Below are 18,011 nucleotides of genomic sequence, written 5' to 3'. Positions count from 1 at the left end.
GCCGCGACCCTATATGCCGATGCTCCCTCAGTGCCCCGGCTTGCCATCGGCGAGGGCGTCGCGGATGTCCTTTTCCGACATGCCGGTGATGATGCGTTCGACTTCCGTCACGGTCGTCGTCTTCGGATCGATGTCGTCGGCGACCACCTTGCCCCTGCGCATGACGACGATGCGGTCGACCACCTGGAAGACATGGTGGATGTTGTGCGCGATGAAGATGCAGGAGTGGCCAGAATCACGCGCGTTGCGCACGAAGCTCAGCACGCCTTGTGTTTCGGCGACGCCGAGATTGTTGGTCGGCTCGTCGAGGATGATCAGGTCGCTGTCGAAATGCATGGCGCGCGCGATCGCGACCGCCTGGCGCTCGCCGCCGGAGAGCGAGCCGATCGGCGTCGTCGGCGGGATGTTCTTGGAGATGCCGACCTGTTTGAGCAGATCGCGGGCGACCGTGTTCATCGCCTCCTGGTCCATGCGGTTGAGGAAGCGCGGCGGCTTGATCGGCTCACGTCCCAGGAACAGGTTGCGCGCGATCGACAGTTGCGTGACCAGGGCGGAGTCCTGATAAATGGTCTCGATGCCGTGGGCGATGGCATCGCTGGTGCTGCGCAAGGTGACCTTCTTGCCGCGGATGAAGATGTCGCCGCTGGTCAGCGGCACCGCGCCGGAGAGAACCTTGATCAGCGTCGATTTGCCGGCGCCATTGTCGCCCAGCAGGCCGACGATCTCACGCTCGTTGACATGGAAATTGGCGTCCACCAGCGCCTGCACGCGGCCATAGGACTTGCGGATGTTCTGCATGCGGATCAATGGCTCGGCCATGGTTCAAGTCCCCGCCTGGTGCCGGCGTTCCAGCCATGAATGCAACGCCATCATGCCAAGGATGATCGCGCCGATGAAGATGTTGTAGGCAAGCCCGGGCACGCCGATCAGCACGATGCCGTTGCGCATGACGCGCAGGATCAGGATGCCGAGCACGGTGCCGATGATGGTGCCGCGCCCGCCGGTCAGCGCCGTGCCGCCGATCACCACCATGGCGATCACCTCCAGTTCGTAGCCGGTGCCGCTGTTGGGGTTGGCGGCGGATGTGCGCAGTGAGGAAATGACGCCGGCAAGCGACGCCATGAGCGAAGACAGCACGAACAGGCCGACCTTGACGCGGTTGACATTGACGCCACGGGCGCGCGCCGCGTTGGGATTGCCGCCGGCCGCCTGGATCCAGTTGCCGGTCCGGCTTTGCGTCAGGACATAGCCGAGGGCGATCGCGGCGGCGATGAACCAGAACAGCGACATGTAGATGCGGAACGGGCCGATGAAGAAATCGCCGACCAGCGCCTCCGCCAGCCAGCTGCCCTCGGCGCTCCAGGTGCGCTGCGGAAACCCGTCGGTGATGAAAAGCGCGCTGCCGCGCACCACCAGCAGCATGCCGAGCGTCACCAGGAAGGACGGGATCTTGAGCCGCGTGACGAACCAGCCATTGACCAGGCCGATCAAGGCGGCAACCACCAGCGCGACGACGAAGCCCATCTCCAGCGAGGTGACGCCGGCATTGAACAGCGTCCACATCAGCACCGGCGAGAAACCGAACAGGGACCCGACGGAAAGGTCGAATTCGCCCGACGTCATCAACAGCGTCATCGCCAGCGCGATCAGGCCGAGCTCGACGGTGAAGGCCAGCGTGTTGGAGATGTTCTGCGGCGACAGGAAGTCGTGGTTGAAACCCCAGAAAACGGCGATCTCGGCGATGAGCAGAACGAAGGGTCCGAATTCCGGCCGCGCGATCAGGCGTTGGATGAGCGAATGATTTTCCACTGGGAACCCGCGACATGGTTGGAACGGGCCGCGACCTCCACCGCATCGGGTGGACATGCCGCGGCGCAGGAAGATAGCTGGCGCCGCGCGAGATGCGCGGCGCCAGGGATCGCGGATTATTTGCCGGACAGGATCTTGTCGTAGACCGCCGCGGTGTCCTTCTCGTAGAGCGCGCCGGTGATGACGTTGAAGCCGGGGGGAATGCCGCTGGCCGCCATGTTGGCGAGCGACAGCGCGACGTAGCTGGTCGCCTGCGGGTCCTGCCACTGGCCGGCATTGACGTAGCCGTTCAGCACTTCCTGGGTCGTGTCGAGCGAGTTGCCCCAGCCGACGACCGGGATTTCGCCCGGCTTGACGCCGACCTGGTCGAACACGCGCTTGATCGAACCGGTGACGAGGTCGCCCAGGCCGATGATGGCGTTGACCTTGCCCTTGTGGGCGGTGAGGTAGTCGACCATGCGGTTGATCACCTCGGCCTGGTCGAGCGTTGCTTCGGTCACTTCATAGGTGATGCCGAGCGGGCCGAAGACGCTCTTGATGCCTTCCTCTTCCTGCACGCCGTAGGTGGCGCCGGGGATCTCGACCGGCATCCAGACGAAGTCGCCCTTCTTCACAAGACCCTTGTCGACCAGATATTGGGCCCAATGCTTGCCGAAGGTGACGTTGTCGCCGCCGACATAGGCGTTGAAATTGGCCTTGGGATCGGGCGTGTTGAAGTTGATGATCGGGACGTTGGCCGCGCGCGCTTCCTTGACGATCTCGACCAGGCTGCCCGGATCGGGGCTGGTGGTGACGATACCGTCGGCCTTGGCGGAGAGGGCGGCGCGGACCGCTTCCTGCTGCGAGGCGACGTCGCCATTGTGGAAAGAGGTGTTGACGGTGTTGCCGGTGTCCTTGGCCCATTGCTTGGCGCCGGCGAGGAAGTAGGTCCAGACCGGGTCGGCCGGCCCGCCATGTGAGATCCAGTAGAACGTCTTGGCCTGCGCGGCTGCCGGAATGACCGTCAGCGCGACCAGCAGGCCGTAGAGCACAAGTCTTAGTCTCGTCAGCATGTGATTTCCTCCCGGTTGAAGATGATCCGTCCCTTGTTCCGGCTTCGGCCGGATTGCGTCTTTTGCCAGCGCCGCTCGGATGCCTAAGAGCATTCCCTTTTTCGGCGGATGGCAAGCCTCCATCTGCAGATGTAGTTGGCGCCTGACACGGCGCCATCAACGACCCCATCAGATCGCATCAGTTGGGATGATTTTTTCCAGGCAGTCGGATGATTGTCGCCGAGGCGCAGCCCGGCGGACTGTCCCGATCATGTTTGGGCGGTCTCTTGGGGCGAAAGCCCTGAAGAACCACTTAGAGCAGGCCGGCTTTGGCGAGGTCGCGCATCAAATGGCTGGCGCCATAGGTCCAGTGCGGGCAATCGGGCGACAGCCGCACGCGGTTGACCAGCGCGCCGAATTTTTCCGACGAGATGGTGACGATGTCGCCGACCTTATGCGTGAATCCCTTACCCTTTTCGCCGCGATCCTTCGATGGCACGAACATCGTGCCGAGATACAGCGCCAGCCCGTCCGGATACTGGTGGTGCGGCCCCATGGCCGCGGCAACCAGCTCCTCCGGCGAGCGGCTGATCTCGGCCATCGAGCTCGCCCCCTCCAGCGAAAATCCGTCCTCCCCCTCGACCTTCAGGCGCACGACGGCCTGCTTCACGTCGTCGAGAGAAAATGTGTCGTCGAACAGCCGGATGAAGGGGCCAAGCGAGGCCGAGGCGTTGTTGTCCTTGGCCTTGCCGAGCAGCAGCGCAGAGCGCCCCTCGACATCGCGAAGATTGACGTCGTTGCCGATGGTGGCGCCGACGATCCTGCCGCTCGAGGCGGCGATCATGGCGATCTCCGGCTCCGGATTGTTCCAGGTCGACACCGGGTGGAGGCCGACATCGGCGCCGAAGCCGACCGAGGCCATAGGCTGGCACTTGGTGAAGATCTCGGCATCCGGGCCGATGCCCACTTCCAGATATTGCGACCAGGCGCCGCGCGAAATCAGCTTGGCCTTGATCTCCATCGCCTCGGGCGAACCGGGCTTGAGCTTGGAAAGGTCATGGCCGATCAGGCCGGCAATGTCGGCGCGTATGGCGTCGGCCTTTTCTGCCGAGCCGCGGGCCTGTTCCTCGATCACCCGTTCGAGCAGGCTGACCACGAAAGTGACGCCGGATGCCTTGATCGCCTGCAGGTCGACCGGGGACAGCAGAAAGGGTTTTGCCGGATCGCGCGTGGCTTCCAAACTGTTGGCCGCGATGTCGCTGACAGAACCGATGGGAGTGCCCTTGGCCGAGCCCACATGGCCGGCCGGATCCGCCAACTCGCAGACGTCACGGACGGTAGGCGCCGCGCTCGAGGTGATGTCGAAGACGGTGCCGTCACGCACGGTGACCACCATGGGATGGGAGACATCGCCGCTCCTGGCGCGCCCGACAAACAGGCCTTCGGAGGGCAGATGTGTCGGATTGGTCATGAGTTGGGTTCCTCGAATGGATCGAAAATTCTGGCCGGATCGGCGCGGCACTTTCACCGGATTCCACTCAAAGGTCTATCCCGTCCGGGGGCAAATTCGAGCTGCCATAACCGGTTCTTCATTGAAGCCGTCCCTTCAGAAATGTGAAATCCGCGTCGGGTTTTATTGCCGACGGCAACTGTACCTCAAATGCGAGATCGCCGTTCACAGCAGCGCAGTACTCTGAATCCGCTTGACAGTTTCACAAATATGAAAAATCCTTAGTCAATTTCAAAATCCTGGGACGGGCAGGTCGATGTCGACCCTAGTTGCAGCACATGTGCCAGAGACCCGGGCTTCATCGGGCTTCCGGTTCGCCATGTTGCTGCCCGGCGCGCTGGTCACTTTCCTGCTGATCCTGTTTGCGCTTGGCCTGGTGCTTTTCCTCGCCTTCCGCGGCAATGACGGGTCGCTGCTTGGCGCCGGCTTCAGCCTGGCCAACTTCATCACCGTGGTTTCCGATCCGCTGTACTGGACGGTCACGCTGCGCTCGCTGATCATCGCCGCGCTGGTCACGCTGGCCACGGTCGTCACCGCCTACCCCGTCGCTTACTATCTTGCCTTTCACGCCGGCCGGCGGCGCGGCCTGCTGCTGTTCCTGGTCACGCTGCCGTTCTGGACCAGCTATCTCCTGCGTGTCTTCGCCTGGAAGATCGTGCTGGCCTACAATGGGGTGTTGAATTCGGCGCTGATCGAAAGTGGCATCTGGTCCGAGCCGACACTGACCTTCCTCAACACGCCCGCCGCTGTCGTCGTCACGCTCGCGCACGCCTATGCGCCGTTCGCCATCCTGCCGATCTATGTGGCGCTGGACACGATCCCGAAATCGTTGATCGAGGCCGCTTCCGATCTGGGCGCGAGGCCGTTCACTTCCTTCCGTCGGGTCGTGTTGCCCAATTCGATGCCGGGCGTGCTGGCCGCCGCGCTTGTCGTCTTCGTGCCGACGGTCGGCGACTATGTCACGCCGGCCATGGTGGGCGGTCCGGCCAGCACCATGATCGGCTCGCTGATCCAGTCGCAGTTTGGCAAGGCCAATGACTGGCCGTTCGGCGCAGCCCTTTCGGTCTGCGTCATGCTGGTCATCCTGCTCGTGGTACTGGTCGCGCGCGGCGCGGACCGCCGGTTTGGCAGCCGCACATGAAAACAGGGCGCGCCAGCATGAAACGGGATGGCCGCTGGCTCGGCCTCTATGTGCTTGCCTATCTGATCTTCCTTTATCTGCCGGTCCTGCTGATCCCGCTGTTTTCCTTCAACGATTCCATCCAGGCCGCGTTTCCGCTGCAGGGCTTCACGCTGCAATGGTATGCCACGCTCTACGGCAATCCGGCACTGTCGGGTGCGCTCGTCAACAGTCTCGTCATCGGCGCCATCGCGGCCTCGGGCGCCACGCTGTGCGGCATCACCGTGTCCTATATGGATCTCTATGGCCGCTCTCCTTTGGCCGCCACCATCAGCGCCATCGCACGGCTTCCGATCCTCATCCCCGGCGTCATCGTCGGCATATCGTTGCTGATCCTTGTCAACCTGATCGGCCTCGGGCCATCGCGCATCGCCATCGTTCTCGGCCATATCCTGGTCGCGTTGCCGACCACCGTGGTCATCATGCGCAGCCGGTTCGCCGCCATCCCCAGGACCGTTCGCGAGGCAGCCCTCGACCTTGGCGCTTCCGACTGGACGACGTTCCGGCGCGTCATGCTGCCGCTCAGCCTGCCGGCCGTGCTGTCGGCCTTCATGCTTGCTTTCCTGATCTCCTTCGACGAATTCATCGTCGTCTTCTTCCTGGCCGGCACCGAGCCGACATTGCCGCTCTACATCTGGAGCCAGCTGCGCTTCCCCCGATCGCTGCCGACCGTCATGGCGCTCGGGACGGTGATCCTGGCCATATCGTTCATCATCGCCGGCACCGCCGAGATCCTGCGCCATCGCGGGCTCGGCGCCGCGCGCCGCAATCCAGCCTGACCATAACAACGAAGAGGAGAACGAAAATGGCATTCCACCTGAGATCTATAACCGGACACAAGGCCCGGGCCGGCCTCGCGGCATTGGCGCTCGCACTGTCTTCGACCGTGACGCTGGCCGCCGAAAAGCTGCAATACTTCACCTGGTCGGGCTATGAGTTGCCCGATTTCAACAAGAGCTTCCTTGCCGCGCACCCCGATGGCGTCGAGGCCTCGATCTTCGGCGACGACGATGATGCCTTCACCAAGGTCAAGGCCGGCTTCCGGCCCGACATCGCGCACCCCTGCTATGACAAGGTGGCGCGCTGGAACAAGGAAGGCCTGCTGCAGCCGATCGACACCAAGCGCATCAAGAACTGGGATTCGATCTTCCCGGTGTTCAAGAACCTGCCCGACCTGCAGGCTGGCGACGGCAAGGTCTGGATGGTGCCATGGGACTGGGGTAACACCTCGATCCTCTACCGCACCGATCTGGTGAAGAACCCCGAAGCGAGCTGGAACCTTCTGTGGGACAAGCAATATGCCGGCCGTATGGCGACCATCGACGCCGTGCATGACACCCCGATTGTCGCGGCTCTTCTGGCAGGCGTGAACCCCTTCGACATGACACCGGAGCAGATGGACAAGGTCGCGGCAAAGCTGCGCGAACAGCGCCCGCTGCTGTCGAGCTACACCACCGACATGACCTCGGTCGAGCAGGCCCTGGCCAGTGGCCAGTTGGTCGCCGCCATGACCTGGAATGCATCGGCCACGTCGCTCAAGAAGCAAGGCGTGCCGGTCGAGTTCATGAAGCCGAAGGAGGGTATGCTGACCTGGGCCTGCGGTTTCGTCATGCTGAAGGACGCCAAGAACGTCGATCTCGCCTATGACTTCATCAACAGCCGGCTCGACGCTGACTCCGGCAAATTCCTGATCCAGTCCTACGGCTATGGCAGCTCGCTCGGCACCGCTTTCGCCGGCGTGCCGAAGGACGAATTGGAGAAGCTGCAACTGCCGTCCGACCCCGAGGTGATGCTGAAGAGCACGATCTTCACCGGGCCGATGAAACAGAACGACGATATGGCGAAGATGTTCGAGAAGGTGAAGGCTGGCGGGTAAGCTACGGCCTTCCCTTCTCCCCTTGTGGGAGAAGGTGTCGCCGAAGGCGACGGATGAGGGGTGCTCCAGCTTGGCGCCGGCGGCGATCTGTCACTCACCCCTCAACCGTCTCGGCGCTACGCGCCGATCCACCTTCTCCCACAAGGGGAGAAGGAAGAAGCAAACGAGGACTTGCACATGGACATGCTTGACGAGGCCGCCGAAAAACCGAAGGACGATGCCGACGTTCGCGTCGGCCGGCGCGTGCGGGCGCTCAGGCTCGAGCGCCGCCTGTCATTGGCCGATCTCTCGGCAAAAGCCGGCATGTCGATCGGCGCGCTGAGCCAGATCGAGCGCGGCATGTCCTCGCTGCGCGTCAAGGTGATCTGGCCGCTCGCCGCGGCGCTCGACATCGAGCCGTCGGCGCTGATCGCCGACGGCAACGATGCGGTCAATGATCTCTATTGCGTGCGCGCCGACAAAAGGCGTCAGATCCCGGTGAAATCCGAAGGCATCGCCAAGGCGCTGCTGTCGCCGCCCGGCGCGACGCTGACCGGCATGCTGGTGACGGTGGAAGCCGGTGGCGGCACGGCGGAAGCCTACGCCCATGCCGGCCATGAATTCGGCTTCGTGCTTTCGGGCGAGGTCGAACTGGTGGTGGATTCGACAAAATACGGGCTGAAGACCGGCGACAGTTTTGCCTTCAAGAGTACGCTTTTGCACGCCTTCCGCAATCCCGGCGCGGAGCAGTGCCAGATCCTCTGGGTCAACACCACGAAGCCGTCCGAGGTTCGCGATGGCGCCTGATCCACTCGTCCGGCTGCAGGCGGTTTCCAAGGTTTTTCCAGGTGGCATCGTCGGACTCGATACCGTCGATCTCGACATTGTCAGCGGCGAATTCATCACGCTCCTCGGGCCGTCCGGCTGTGGCAAGACCACCAGCCTGCGTGTGATTGCCGGCTTCGAAAGCCCGTCGAGCGGCGAGGTCTTGCTCGACGGTCATGACATCACGGCCCTTCGGCCGTTCGAGCGGCCGGTCAACACCGTGTTTCAGGACTACGCGCTGTTTCCGCACATGAACGTCGCCGAAAATGTCGGCTTCGGCTTGTCCCTGCGAAAACTCACCAGTGCCGAGCAGGCAAAGCGCGTCGGCGAAGCCCTGGAGATGGTCGGTCTCGCCGACAAGCTTCGCGCTCGCGTCCTGGAACTGTCGGGCGGCCAGCGCCAGCGCGTCGCGCTTGCCCGCGCCATTGTCTGCGAGCCGCGCGTGCTCTTGCTCGACGAGCCGCTGTCGGCGCTCGACGCGCATCTGCGCGAACAGATGCAGGTCGAATTGAAGCGGCTGCAATCGCGGCTTGGCACCACCTTCGTCATGGTCACTCACGACCAGACCGAGGCGCTGTCGATCTCCGATCGTATCGTCGTCATGAACAACGGCCGCATCGAGCAGATCGCGCCGCCGGCGACCCTCTATGACCGGCCGGCCACGAAGTTCGTGGCGAGCTTCATCGGCACCATGAATCTCCTGCAATCACGTTTTGTCGGCCGGGATGGCCACCGCCTGCGTTTCACCGCCGGCACCTTGCCGCTGGAGGCCATTTCCGAAACCGGCCAGTGGCCCGGCGAAGGCGAGGTCCGCACCATCGGCGTGCGCCCGGAGGATTTGCTGGCGGCGGCCGAGGCTGCGCCCGGCACGGCGCCGGCGCGGGTCAACAGCATCGTCTTCCATGGCCGCACGTTGCGCCTGCATGCCGAACTGGGGCAAGGCATGCCCGTTGTCATCGACGCGCCCCGCCAGGCCGAGGGGTTTCAATTCAGCGCCGGCGACGTGGCGCACGTCAGCCTGCGCCGTGGCGCCAACTGCCCCATGCTGCCCAGCTAGCCTCATTCAACTGCGCAAGGTCGCCCGCACGGCCGTGGGGTTGGCCTGATCGACATGTGGACGAACGACCAAGGAAACTAAGTAGGAATTGACTAATGTAGGAAGACATTCCTAAATTAGTTGATGCCGGAATTGAGCACCCGACCGCGCCGAAATGTGCAAACCCTATGCCTCGCGCACGAAGTCGGGCAACTCATTCGTGTCCGATGCCGGCACTGCAACATCACCCGGCATTATCTGCCTGGCGATCTCGCGAAGCTTGTCGGTGACATTCCCTTTTGGGATGTCGAACGGCATATGCGGTGCGAGCGCTGCAAGCTTCGCGAACTTGATGCCGACATAATTTTGCCGAGTGCTGCGGAGCGCTTGAAAATTCGTGTGAGACGCCTTGTCGAAATCCGCATGGTTCGCCGTGTAATATGGCGAGACGAGGAATGAGGAACGCGGCTATCCCTTAGCCTAGAACAGAGATCCTTGCGCCGGTGCCTGCTGCGGAAACTTGATTTGTGTGGCTGGCTTCTCAACGATCACCAACGCGTTGTCTGGTGCCGTTCGCTGCAAATGCCGTGCTTCTGCCCAAGGTGCTGTAAGCCAGGCCTCGGTCTCCTCCCACGTGGTCAGGATTACTGGCATAGCCTTCTCATGGATCGGCGCGATCAGGGCGTTTGGCTTGGTTGTCATGAAGGCGAATAACTCGAAGTCGCCGGGTCCGTCCTTGACCTTTCGAATACCCTGCCAACGGGTCCAGAATCCGGCGAAGAAGAACAGCGGTCGGCTATCGTCACGGGCAAACCAGTAGTTGCGTTGGATGCCGGTTTCTGGGTCCTTGTCACTCGGTGTCGGGCTGGGTTCGGCAAAACTGGTGACCGGCACGACGCATCTATGCTCGACCCCGACAAACTGTTGCCAGTGCGAATATTGTGGATTGCGAACGTTGGTCGTGCCGTAGTCGGCCTTTCCCTTCATGCGCTCAGGTGGCGTTGGCAACCCCCAAAGCAGTCTGGCCAGCTCACGCTTCCCGTCTGCCGTGTTGCGGACGACGGGGCCGGGCTGATTGGGATAGATGTCGACGGATGGTTCAAGGTTGCCGCTGATATCGCGCAGTGCGCGCGTCCATTGGCGGACCGCCTCTTGTGTCGTGGTGATGTTGTAGAGGTTACACATGCACCCAGCATCGCGGAATTGGCGTGCCTCTGCAACCGAAGTCGGTCCGCGATAGGCTGGTCAGGCGCTTATCCTGACAGGGTCATGTCAGCTATCGACCCGTCAGCTGATGGCATGTCAGCGGGCTGTTCCCTACTTGCAATGCGTCCAAACAGGAGGAACACAAATGACCATCACGGAAATCGCCAAGGACTTCACCGAGCTTCTTAAACAAGGCAACAGCGACGGCGCTGCCGAAAAATACAATGCCGACGCTATCGTCAGCTACGAAGCCATGGAGGGGCCGATGGCCGTCAGCCGCGGCAAGGAGGCCCTCAAGCAAAAGAGCCAGTGGTGGCAAGAGAACCACGAAGTGCATGGCGGCTCGGTCGAAGGACCCTATGTCAACGGCGACCAGTTCGCGGTGCGCTTCACGTTTGACGTAACGCCCAAGGCCACCGGCGAGCGTGTCACCATGGATGAGGTTGGCCTGTACACGGTCAAGAACGGCAAGATCGCCGAAGAGCGATTTTACTACTGAGGTCGGAAACACAGCTGGCTTTCCGGAGTCCGCGCTCTTCGCCGCGAAGGCGGAGATCAACATGGCGGCCAGCGATGCCCTGGCCGCCACCCAGGAAGCTCAAATCGTCTTCACATATTGCGCAAGCTGATCGGCTACCGTGCCCCAGCCGTCGAAGAAACCCATCTCTTCATGGTTGTCGCGGGTCGCCTCGTCGCGGTGGATGGCGGTGGCGGTGTAGCGCGTGCCCCGGCCATCCGGCTGCAGCGAAATCACAGCAGTGATGAACGGCTCGCCTGACGGCCGATAGCCCGGCAGCAGCGCATCCGTCCACACCAGCCGCTCGTTCGGCACGATTTCCAGATAGCAGCAATGGCGGTCGCTGACCTCGTTACCGTCGCGCGACTGCATGCGTGTCCGGAACAACCCGCCTGGCCTGAGGTCGATCTCGCAGTCGGTGATCACCCATGGTTTTGGTGTGAACCATTGCCTGACATGCTCCGGCGTCGTCATGGCGCGCCACAACAGTTGGTGCGGCGCGTCGAGCACGCGCTCCAGCACGAGGTCCAGCCTGGGATCTGGCTTGAAGGGATAGCTCATGTTTCCTGCTCCTTGAGTGTCATCACATAGGCGTCGAACTGGTCGAGGCGGCGCTCCCAGAGCGTGCGCTGCTCAGCCAGCCAGCTTTCGGCGAGCTTCAATGGCTCGGGCGCAAGCTCGTAAGTCCTGACCCGGCCGGTCTTCTGCGACCGAACCAGCCCGCAGCCTTCGAGAATCTTGAGATGGTCGATGAAGGAAGGCAGGGCCATCTCGAAAGGCTGTGCCAGTTCGCTGACCGAAGCGGGGCTCCTGTTGAGTCGCTCGACCACGCGCCGCCGTGTCGGGTCGGCAAGCGCGCGAAAAATACCATCGATCGGCGGGGGGATCGGATTTGCGCTCTGGAGGCTGGTCATCGATGGTCCTGGGTCGTCAAAAGTGGTCATTAATACTTAGGTAAATTCCTTAGTGTTTGCAAGCGGCAAATTTCACGAGCTTCTGGCAAAGCGGGAAGGGCGGTTCTAGGTTGCGAAACGGATTCGACGGTCAGCCCAAAGGAAGCACGTCTTGACGATCACCACGTACGGCATCACCAATTGCGACACGATCAAGAAGGCGCGCGTCTGGCTGGAGAGCCATGACGTTCCCTATCGTTTTCATGACTATCGGGCCGAAGGAATAGAGGCCGGCAAGCTGAATGGCTGGGTCGGCAAGGTGGGCTGGGAAAAGCTGCTCAACAAAGGCAGCACGACGTTTCGCGAACTGCCGGAGGCGGACAGGCAGGGCCTCGACGAGAAGAAGGCGAAAGCGCTGATGCTGGCCAAGCCGACGATAATCAAGCGGCCGGTGCTGGAAGTCGGCGACAGCATCCTCGTCGGGTTCAAGCCGGATGTTTATGAAGAGGCGGTGGGCGGGAAGTAGACCCGACTCTCACCCGCGCCGCGATCCTTCGCGCCCCCCTCTATCCCGCCGGCGTCTCGATGTTACGGGTGGGCTCGCAAATACCCCGCCAGCGCCACGGCATTGTTGTGCGCCTCGTCATGGGCGCCGTAAAGCAGCGTTACCTTGCCGTCGCGAAGCAGGGCGCGCAAACTCGCCAACGCCTCCTCGTTGCGGTCCAGCTCGCCACCATACCGCTTCTGAAATTCCGCCCAGCGCTCCGGCTCATGCCCGAACCATTTGCGCAGTTCGTCGCTCGGCGCGATCTCCTTCAGCCACAGCGTCAACGCGGCATCCTTCTTGGCGACGCCGCGCGGCCATATCCGATCCACCAGCACCCGCTGGCCATCGGCCTTCTCGGGTGCTTCGTAGACGCGCCTGACTGCAATATCGAAGGCCATCACATCTCAGCCGGCTAGAGCCCCTGGGCCCACTCGCCCTTGCGCATCACCGGCACGCGGCTGCCATCCTTGGCGATGCCGTCGATGTCGATCTTGTCCGAGCCGATCATCCAGTCGATGTGGATGAAGCTCTTGTTGCCGCCGCGCGCCCCGATTTCGTCCTGGCTGAGCGAGGCGCCGTCGACGAAGCACTTCGAATAGCATTGGCCGAGCGCGATATGGCAGGCGGCGTTCTCGTCGAACAGCGTGTTGAAGAACAACAGGCCGCTGGCCGAGATCGGCGAGGAATGCGGCACCAGCGCCACTTCGCCGAGGCGGCGCGCGCCTTCGTCGGTGTCGAGCACTTTCTTCAGCACGTCCTCGCCCTTCGAGGCCTTGGCCTCGACGATCCGCCCGCCCTCGAAGCGCACCGAGATGTCGTCGATCAGCGTGCCCTGGTAGGACAACGGCTTGGTCGAGGAAACATGGCCCTCGACCCGCCTCGCATGCGGCGTGGTGAAGACTTCCTCGGTCGGGATGTTGGGATTGCAGGTGACGCCGTTCTTGGCGGTCGAGGCGCCGCCCATCCACTCATGGCCGTCCGCCAGCCCGACAGTCAGGTCGGTGCCGGGTCCAGTGAAATGCAGCGAATGGAAATCGTGGCCGTTCAGCCATTCAGTGCGGCCGCGCAAGGCCGCATTGTGCGCCTTCCAGTTGGCGATCGGGTCCTCGACATCCACACGCGAGGCGGCGAAGATGGCGTCGGCGAGTTTCGCCACCGCCACGTCGTCGGCGTCGCCGGGGAAAACCTGCCTGGCCCAGGCCAGATCCGGATAGGCGACGATGTTCCAGTTGATGTCGAAGCCGGTGATCTTCTCCAGCGCCGGCTGGTAGGCCATCGAATTGGCCTTGTTGGCGCGCGCCACCTTGGCCGGATCCTGCGCCGACAGCAGCGACGGATCCTCGCCGCGTACGGCGAGCCGGGCGGCATTGTTGGAAAAGGCCTTCGCCATGCCTTCATAGAGCCAGCCGGCGGCGCGATCGAAGCCGGCATCGGCGCCGAAGCGGTAGCGCGCCAGCGTCATCTCGTCATCGTTGAAGATCGGCGTCACCAGCCCGGCGCCGGCCTTGTAGGCGTGCTCGACGATGCGCCTGGTCAGCGGCAGCGCCGCGATCGACGATGTCAGCACCAGGTCCTGTCCGGGCTGCAATTGCAGCCCGACCTTGATGGCGACTTCCGCCAGCCTGTCGAGCTTCACCGGGTCGATCGTTGCGGAAACGCCGCGCGAATGTGTGGTCATGATCCTGCCTGTCGTCGTGGGATTTATGATTGAACATAGACCGGTACCGCGGCGCTTTCCACCGCGATCGCGCCACTGGGCCCCGCGACCGACGATCCGAACTGCGCCATGGTCGCCGCGATCTCTTCCTTGATCCAGATTTTGAAGTCCCGGACCTTGCGGCTTTCAGGCTTGGTGGCGGAGGTCACCAGCCAGTAGCCGAGGCCGCTCTGGGCGCGGATTCCGAACGGCGCCACCAGCCGCCCATCGGCCAGCGCATCGGCCGTCAGCAATTGCCAGCCCAGCATCACGCCATGGCCGGCGATCGCCGATTCCAGGCACAGCATCGGGTCGGTGAAGCGCGCGCCTTTCTGGAAGTTGACGGGTGGAACGCCGGCAGCGGCGAACCAGCTTTCCCAGTTGATCATCGCCCGCTCGTCGGTGATGGCGCAGGTCCGCGCAAGGTCGCCGATCGACTTCAGTTTTCTTGCAATGCCCGGTGCGCAGACCGGGAAGACTTCCTGCGCCAAAATGAGCTCCGCCTTCCCGCCCGGCCATTTGCCGTCGCCAAGCCGGATGGCAATGTCGATGTCGGAATGATCGAGATTGGCCAGCCGCACCGAGGCGTCGATGCGCAACAGCACGTTGGGATGCCGGTCGAAGTGCCGCGACAGCCGTGGCAGAAGCCATTTGGAGGCAAACGCAGGTGCCGCCGAAACAACCAATGTGCATTGGGTTGCCTCGTCGGCCAGTGCCACGGCCTGCGCAAGCTCGCGAAATCCGGCGCCAAGGCGGGCCGCGAAGACGGCGCCGAATTCGGTCAGGACGAGACCGCTCGTCGTCCGCTCGAACAGGGCCTGGCCGAGCTGCTTTTCGGTGCGGCTGATCTGCTGGCTGACGGCGCTGACGGAAACGTTGAGTTCGCTGGCGGCGGTCGCGAGCGAGCCGGGACGGGCGACGGTTTCCACGGCGCGAAGGCCGTTGAGATGAACGCGGTTGAGCATGGCCATTTGAGATTTTCTAAACCGATCCGGCCGAAATCTCAATTGAAAGAGATACCGAAACGGCTGACTTTTGGACGGAGACAGGCCCATGGAACCGGAAATGCTGAGGATGTTGTCGTCGCTGAAGGTCCTGTTCGCCGCCACTTCGTCGGATGACACGCGCTGCGACGTCGACACGCTGAGCTGGCTGACCGATCCGCTTGCGCATCCCGCGCTTGACGCGATGTCGGAGCGCGAACTCGGCGATGTGCCGTTCCGCTTGACGGCGCGCCGGACCGTGCATGAGACCGTTTCGCTGAACGCCGGTTTCGGCGGGCGCTGCTGAGCGCGCGGTCCGGCACTGGCCCAACACAAGGCGGATTGTTTCACCCGTGCGCAGATTTATTGTGCACTGCAATGACATCGGCCCCATCGACAGCGCTTCGCTACGCCTTCGCCGGCATGATCGCCATGGCCGTCGCCATGGGCATCGGCCGCTTCGTCTACACGCCGATCCTGCCCGGCATGATGGAGGAACTGCATCTGTCGCCGGCCGATGCCGGCTGGATCGCCTCGGCCAACTATCTCGGATACCTCGTCGGCGCGTTGGTGGCGGCGGGCAACTGGGCGCACGGACGCGAGCGTTCGCTGATGCTGGCAGCCCTCGGTGCCAGCGCCGTGCTGGCCGCCCTTATGGGGCTGACCGATGCCATGGCCGCCTTTCTCGCCATCCGTTTTCTGGCCGGTCTGGCCAGCGCCTTCGTCATGGTGTTCATGGCCAGCATCGTTTTCAGCCATATCGCGGAGGCCGGGCGGGGCGACCTGCAGGCATGGCATTTCGGCGGCGTTGGCCTCGGCATCGCGATGTCGGCGGCGATGATGGCCGTGCTGGTCACAGAACATGCCGGCTGGGCGCAGGGCTGGCTGTGGTCGGGCGCGATTTCGGCTTGCGGCTTCGTCGCCGTGGCGCTGCTGGCGAACCAGGGTCCGCTCACCAATGGCGAAGCCGTCCACGAGCCGGCGCTGCCGAAAGACCTGTCGCTGATGAAGGCGATCGTCGCCTATGGCCTGTTCGGTTTCGGCTATGTGGTGACGGCGACCTTCCTCGTCGCCATCGTCCGCCAAGGCGGCGGCAGCCGCGTCTTCGAGGCCGAAGTGTGGATGGTTGCCGGCCTTGCCGGTTTCCCTTCGGTCTGGCTTTGGCAGAAGATATCGGCGCGGATCGGGCTCTATGCCGCCTATGCGTTGGGGTGCTTCGTCGAAGTTGTCGGCGTTACCGCGAGCGTCGCCGCAGGCGGGCGCACGGGGCCGCTGCTTGGCGGCGTGCTGCTCGGCGGCACCTTCATTGCCATCACGGCGCTTGGCCTGCAGGCCGCACGGCAGCAGGCGCCGAAGTCACCCCGGCGCATCTTTGCCTTGATGACCGCCTCCTTCGGTCTTGGCCAGATCATCGGCCCGATCGCGGCCGGGCTTCTGGCCCAGGCGTCGGGCGATTTCTTCCTCGCCTCCATCGTCGCCGCGGCCGTCCTGGTCGTCTCCGGCGCCGTCACATGGTCGGCCGCGCCAAAATCGCCATGATTTGTGGTCTTGCTCTGCGCCTGAACTCGGGCAGGCATTTTCTTTCCCCCTAATGTGTGACCTTATGCCCGCCGAACCCACCTGATTTGCGCATAGATCGAGGAATTCGCCACAGTGTTCGTATCCTTCTTCCCGCAGCCGAAGCTTTTCTTCTCTTCGGCCGCCATCTGGAGCCTTGCGGCGATCCTGTTCTGGTTTTTCGGCGGGGAGCAATTGGGGGGCCTTGTGGGCCTTCCGCCGGCAGCCGCCGATGCGGCGCCCATCATCGGCATCGCCGTGCTGGTGTCGAAACCGTTCCTCTGGTTTTACATCTATTTCGCGCTTTGCGTGGCCATCTTCTACGCATTCTGGAGCTGGTATTCGCCGCATCCTTGGCAGCGCTGGTCGATCTTGATGACGGCGGTCATCCTATTTTTCATCTATTTCAACGTGCAGGTCAGCGTCGCCGTCAACGCCTGGTACGGCCCCTTCTTCGACTATGTGCAAGGGTTGATGTCGGGGACCGGAAAATCGACCAACGGCGAATTCTACACCGGGCTGGCCGACTTTTCGTGGCTCGCGCTGGTCGGCATGAACGTGCAGGTGGTCAATGCCTTCATCGTCAGCCACTGGATCTTCCGCTGGCGGACGGCGATGAACAACTACTTTATCGAGAACTGGAGCAGGCTGCGCCATATCGAGGGCGCCTCGCAGCGTATCCAGGAGGATACGATGCGGTTCTCGCAGATCATGGAGGATCTCGGTTCCAGTTTCGTCCAGTCGATCATGACCTTGATCGCCTTCCTGCCGGTGATGATCCAGTTGCAGGCCCATATCAGCGAACTGCCGATCATCGGCGCGATCCCGCAGCCATTGGTGGTCGCGGCACTTGCCTGGTGTCTGTTCGGCACGATCTCGGTGATGATTGCCGGCATGAAGCTTCCGGGGCTGCAGTTCCGTAACCAGCGCGTCGAAGCCGCCTACCGCAAGGAACTCGTCTATGGCGAGGATCATGCGGACAGGGCGCAACCCGCCACCACCGCCGAGCTGTTTGCCAATGTCCGGCACAACTATTTCCGGCTCTATTTCCACTACATCTATTTCAACGTCGTCCGGTACACCTACCTGCAGGCCGACAACATTTTCTCGCTGTTGATCCTGGGTCCGTCGCTGGTCGCGCACAAGATAACGTTCGGTGCGCTGAACCAGATCTCCAACGCCTTCGGCAAGGTGACGGGTTCGCTGCAATTCCTGCTTACCTCCTGGTCGACTATCGTCGAACTGCAGTCGGTCCATAAACGCTTGCGCGCCTTCGAGGCGACGCTGCTGGGTGAGCCGTTACCGGACATCGATCAGCGCTATCTGGCAAGGCAGGGTGCAGAAGACCCGGCTTAGGAAGTCTGGG

At 62.8% G+C, this 18,011-nt stretch carries 21 protein-coding genes; 10 read left to right on the top strand and 11 right to left on the bottom strand.

The window, feature by feature from the left end; genetic code table 11:
* Positions 1-27: 27 nt before the first annotated feature.
* The 4 genes from EN804_RS24660 to EN804_RS24645 all read right to left on the bottom strand — a co-directional run bounded on the left by EN804_RS24660 (position 28) and on the right by EN804_RS24645 (position 4,311).
* Positions 28-819: an ATP-binding cassette domain-containing protein gene (locus tag EN804_RS24660; protein ID WP_127278976.1), complete on the bottom strand. Its 792-nt coding sequence runs from the start codon at positions 817-819 to the stop codon at positions 28-30.
* Between the two features lie 3 nt (positions 820-822).
* A complete protein-coding gene (locus EN804_RS24655) occupies positions 823-1,809 on the bottom strand; it encodes an ABC transporter permease (RefSeq protein WP_135881563.1) in 987 nt (328 codons plus the stop codon).
* Positions 1,810-1,925: 116 nt separating this feature from the next.
* Complete coding sequence (locus EN804_RS24650) at positions 1,926-2,861, bottom strand: substrate-binding domain-containing protein (RefSeq protein ID WP_127278978.1); 936 nt, start codon at positions 2,859-2,861, stop codon at positions 1,926-1,928.
* A gap of 292 nt (positions 2,862-3,153) precedes the next feature.
* Positions 3,154-4,311 carry a fumarylacetoacetate hydrolase family protein gene (locus EN804_RS24645; RefSeq protein WP_135881562.1) on the bottom strand — a complete coding sequence of 386 codons (1,158 nt, stop codon included), beginning with the start codon at positions 4,309-4,311 and terminating at the stop codon, positions 3,154-3,156.
* Positions 4,312-4,606: 295 nt separating this feature from the next.
* On the opposite strand from EN804_RS24645, the gene EN804_RS24640 reads away from it, so the two are divergent.
* The 5 genes from EN804_RS24640 to EN804_RS24620 all read left to right on the top strand — a co-directional run bounded on the left by EN804_RS24640 (position 4,607) and on the right by EN804_RS24620 (position 9,267).
* Positions 4,607-5,491, top strand: coding sequence for an ABC transporter permease (locus EN804_RS24640; RefSeq protein WP_135881561.1), 885 nt, complete (start codon positions 4,607-4,609; stop codon positions 5,489-5,491).
* The gene (locus tag EN804_RS24635) at positions 5,488-6,309 is read left to right on the top strand and encodes an ABC transporter permease (protein ID WP_167531504.1); all 822 of its coding nucleotides are present in this window, start codon (positions 5,488-5,490) and stop codon (positions 6,307-6,309) included. Before EN804_RS24640 ends, EN804_RS24635 begins: the two co-directional genes overlap by 4 nt.
* Positions 6,310-6,335: 26 nt before the next feature.
* Positions 6,336-7,406, top strand: a complete 1,071-nt coding sequence (locus EN804_RS24630) for an ABC transporter substrate-binding protein (protein ID WP_127278570.1) — start codon at positions 6,336-6,338, stop codon at positions 7,404-7,406.
* A gap of 177 nt (positions 7,407-7,583) precedes the next feature.
* The gene (locus tag EN804_RS24625) at positions 7,584-8,192 is read left to right on the top strand and encodes a cupin domain-containing protein (protein WP_127278569.1); all 609 of its coding nucleotides are present in this window, start codon (positions 7,584-7,586) and stop codon (positions 8,190-8,192) included.
* On the top strand, positions 8,182-9,267 hold the full coding sequence (locus EN804_RS24620; protein ID WP_135881560.1) for an ABC transporter ATP-binding protein: 1,086 nt from the start codon (positions 8,182-8,184) through the stop codon (positions 9,265-9,267). Before EN804_RS24625 ends, EN804_RS24620 begins: the two co-directional genes overlap by 11 nt.
* 165 nt (positions 9,268-9,432) lie before the next feature.
* Here EN804_RS24620 and EN804_RS38695 read toward each other — a convergent pair whose 3' ends face one another.
* Both EN804_RS38695 and EN804_RS24610 read right to left on the bottom strand, forming a co-directional pair.
* Positions 9,433-9,564: a hypothetical protein gene (locus EN804_RS38695; RefSeq protein ID WP_272483024.1), complete on the bottom strand. Its 132-nt coding sequence runs from the start codon at positions 9,562-9,564 to the stop codon at positions 9,433-9,435.
* Between the two features lie 162 nt (positions 9,565-9,726).
* Positions 9,727-10,431 (bottom strand): SOS response-associated peptidase, encoded by a 705-nt coding sequence (locus EN804_RS24610; RefSeq protein ID WP_127278567.1) that lies wholly within the window; start codon positions 10,429-10,431, stop codon positions 9,727-9,729.
* Between the two features lie 166 nt (positions 10,432-10,597).
* Here EN804_RS24610 and EN804_RS24605 point away from each other — a divergent pair, with 166 nt between their 5' ends.
* Positions 10,598-10,951, top strand: coding sequence for a nuclear transport factor 2 family protein (locus tag EN804_RS24605; RefSeq protein ID WP_127278566.1), 354 nt, complete (start codon positions 10,598-10,600; stop codon positions 10,949-10,951).
* Positions 10,952-11,050: 99 nt separating this feature from the next.
* On the opposite strand, the gene EN804_RS24600 is transcribed toward EN804_RS24605, so the two are convergent.
* The gene (locus tag EN804_RS24600) at positions 11,051-11,530 is read right to left on the bottom strand and encodes an SRPBCC family protein (RefSeq protein WP_127278565.1); all 480 of its coding nucleotides are present in this window, start codon (positions 11,528-11,530) and stop codon (positions 11,051-11,053) included.
* Positions 11,527-11,883 carry a metalloregulator ArsR/SmtB family transcription factor gene (locus EN804_RS24595; protein WP_127278564.1) on the bottom strand — a complete coding sequence of 119 codons (357 nt, stop codon included), beginning with the start codon at positions 11,881-11,883 and terminating at the stop codon, positions 11,527-11,529. Before EN804_RS24595 ends, EN804_RS24600 begins: the two co-directional genes overlap by 4 nt.
* 151 nt (positions 11,884-12,034) lie before the next feature.
* Here EN804_RS24595 and EN804_RS24590 point away from each other — a divergent pair, with 151 nt between their 5' ends.
* Positions 12,035-12,388 carry an ArsC family reductase gene (locus tag EN804_RS24590; protein ID WP_135921570.1) on the top strand — a complete coding sequence of 118 codons (354 nt, stop codon included), beginning with the start codon at positions 12,035-12,037 and terminating at the stop codon, positions 12,386-12,388.
* 62 nt (positions 12,389-12,450) lie between these two features.
* Here the strand turns inward: EN804_RS24590 and EN804_RS24585 are convergent, their stop codons facing one another.
* The 3 genes from EN804_RS24585 to EN804_RS24575 are packed head-to-tail and all read right to left on the bottom strand — an operon-like array spanning position 12,451 to position 15,076.
* Positions 12,451-12,807, bottom strand: a complete 357-nt coding sequence (locus EN804_RS24585; RefSeq protein ID WP_135881557.1) for a DUF488 domain-containing protein — start codon at positions 12,805-12,807, stop codon at positions 12,451-12,453.
* 14 nt (positions 12,808-12,821) lie between these two features.
* Positions 12,822-14,087 (bottom strand): aminopeptidase, encoded by a 1,266-nt coding sequence (locus EN804_RS24580; protein ID WP_127278561.1) that lies wholly within the window; start codon positions 14,085-14,087, stop codon positions 12,822-12,824.
* Between the two features lie 23 nt (positions 14,088-14,110).
* A complete protein-coding gene (locus EN804_RS24575) occupies positions 14,111-15,076 on the bottom strand; it encodes a LysR substrate-binding domain-containing protein (protein ID WP_135921569.1) in 966 nt (321 codons plus the stop codon).
* A 94-nt stretch (positions 15,077-15,170) separates the two neighbouring features.
* Between EN804_RS24575 and EN804_RS24570 the strand changes: the two genes are divergently transcribed.
* The 3 genes from EN804_RS24570 to sbmA all read left to right on the top strand — a co-directional run bounded on the left by EN804_RS24570 (position 15,171) and on the right by sbmA (position 18,001).
* The gene (locus EN804_RS24570; protein ID WP_127278571.1) at positions 15,171-15,395 is read left to right on the top strand and encodes a hypothetical protein; all 225 of its coding nucleotides are present in this window, start codon (positions 15,171-15,173) and stop codon (positions 15,393-15,395) included.
* Positions 15,396-15,466: 71 nt separating this feature from the next.
* Positions 15,467-16,627: a YbfB/YjiJ family MFS transporter gene (locus EN804_RS24565; protein ID WP_135881556.1), complete on the top strand. Its 1,161-nt coding sequence runs from the start codon at positions 15,467-15,469 to the stop codon at positions 16,625-16,627.
* Positions 16,628-16,741: 114 nt separating this feature from the next.
* Positions 16,742-18,001, top strand: coding sequence for a peptide antibiotic transporter SbmA (sbmA, locus tag EN804_RS24560; RefSeq protein WP_135865271.1), 1,260 nt, complete (start codon positions 16,742-16,744; stop codon positions 17,999-18,001).
* Positions 18,002-18,011 lie beyond the last annotated feature (10 nt).

The sequence above is a fragment of the Mesorhizobium sp. M8A.F.Ca.ET.161.01.1.1 genome, assembly GCF_004792105.1.
Classification (GTDB): Bacteria; Pseudomonadota; Alphaproteobacteria; order Rhizobiales; family Rhizobiaceae; genus Mesorhizobium.
Note: the sequence above shows the minus strand (reverse complement) of the source record. Positions and strands in the feature narration are given on the sequence as shown.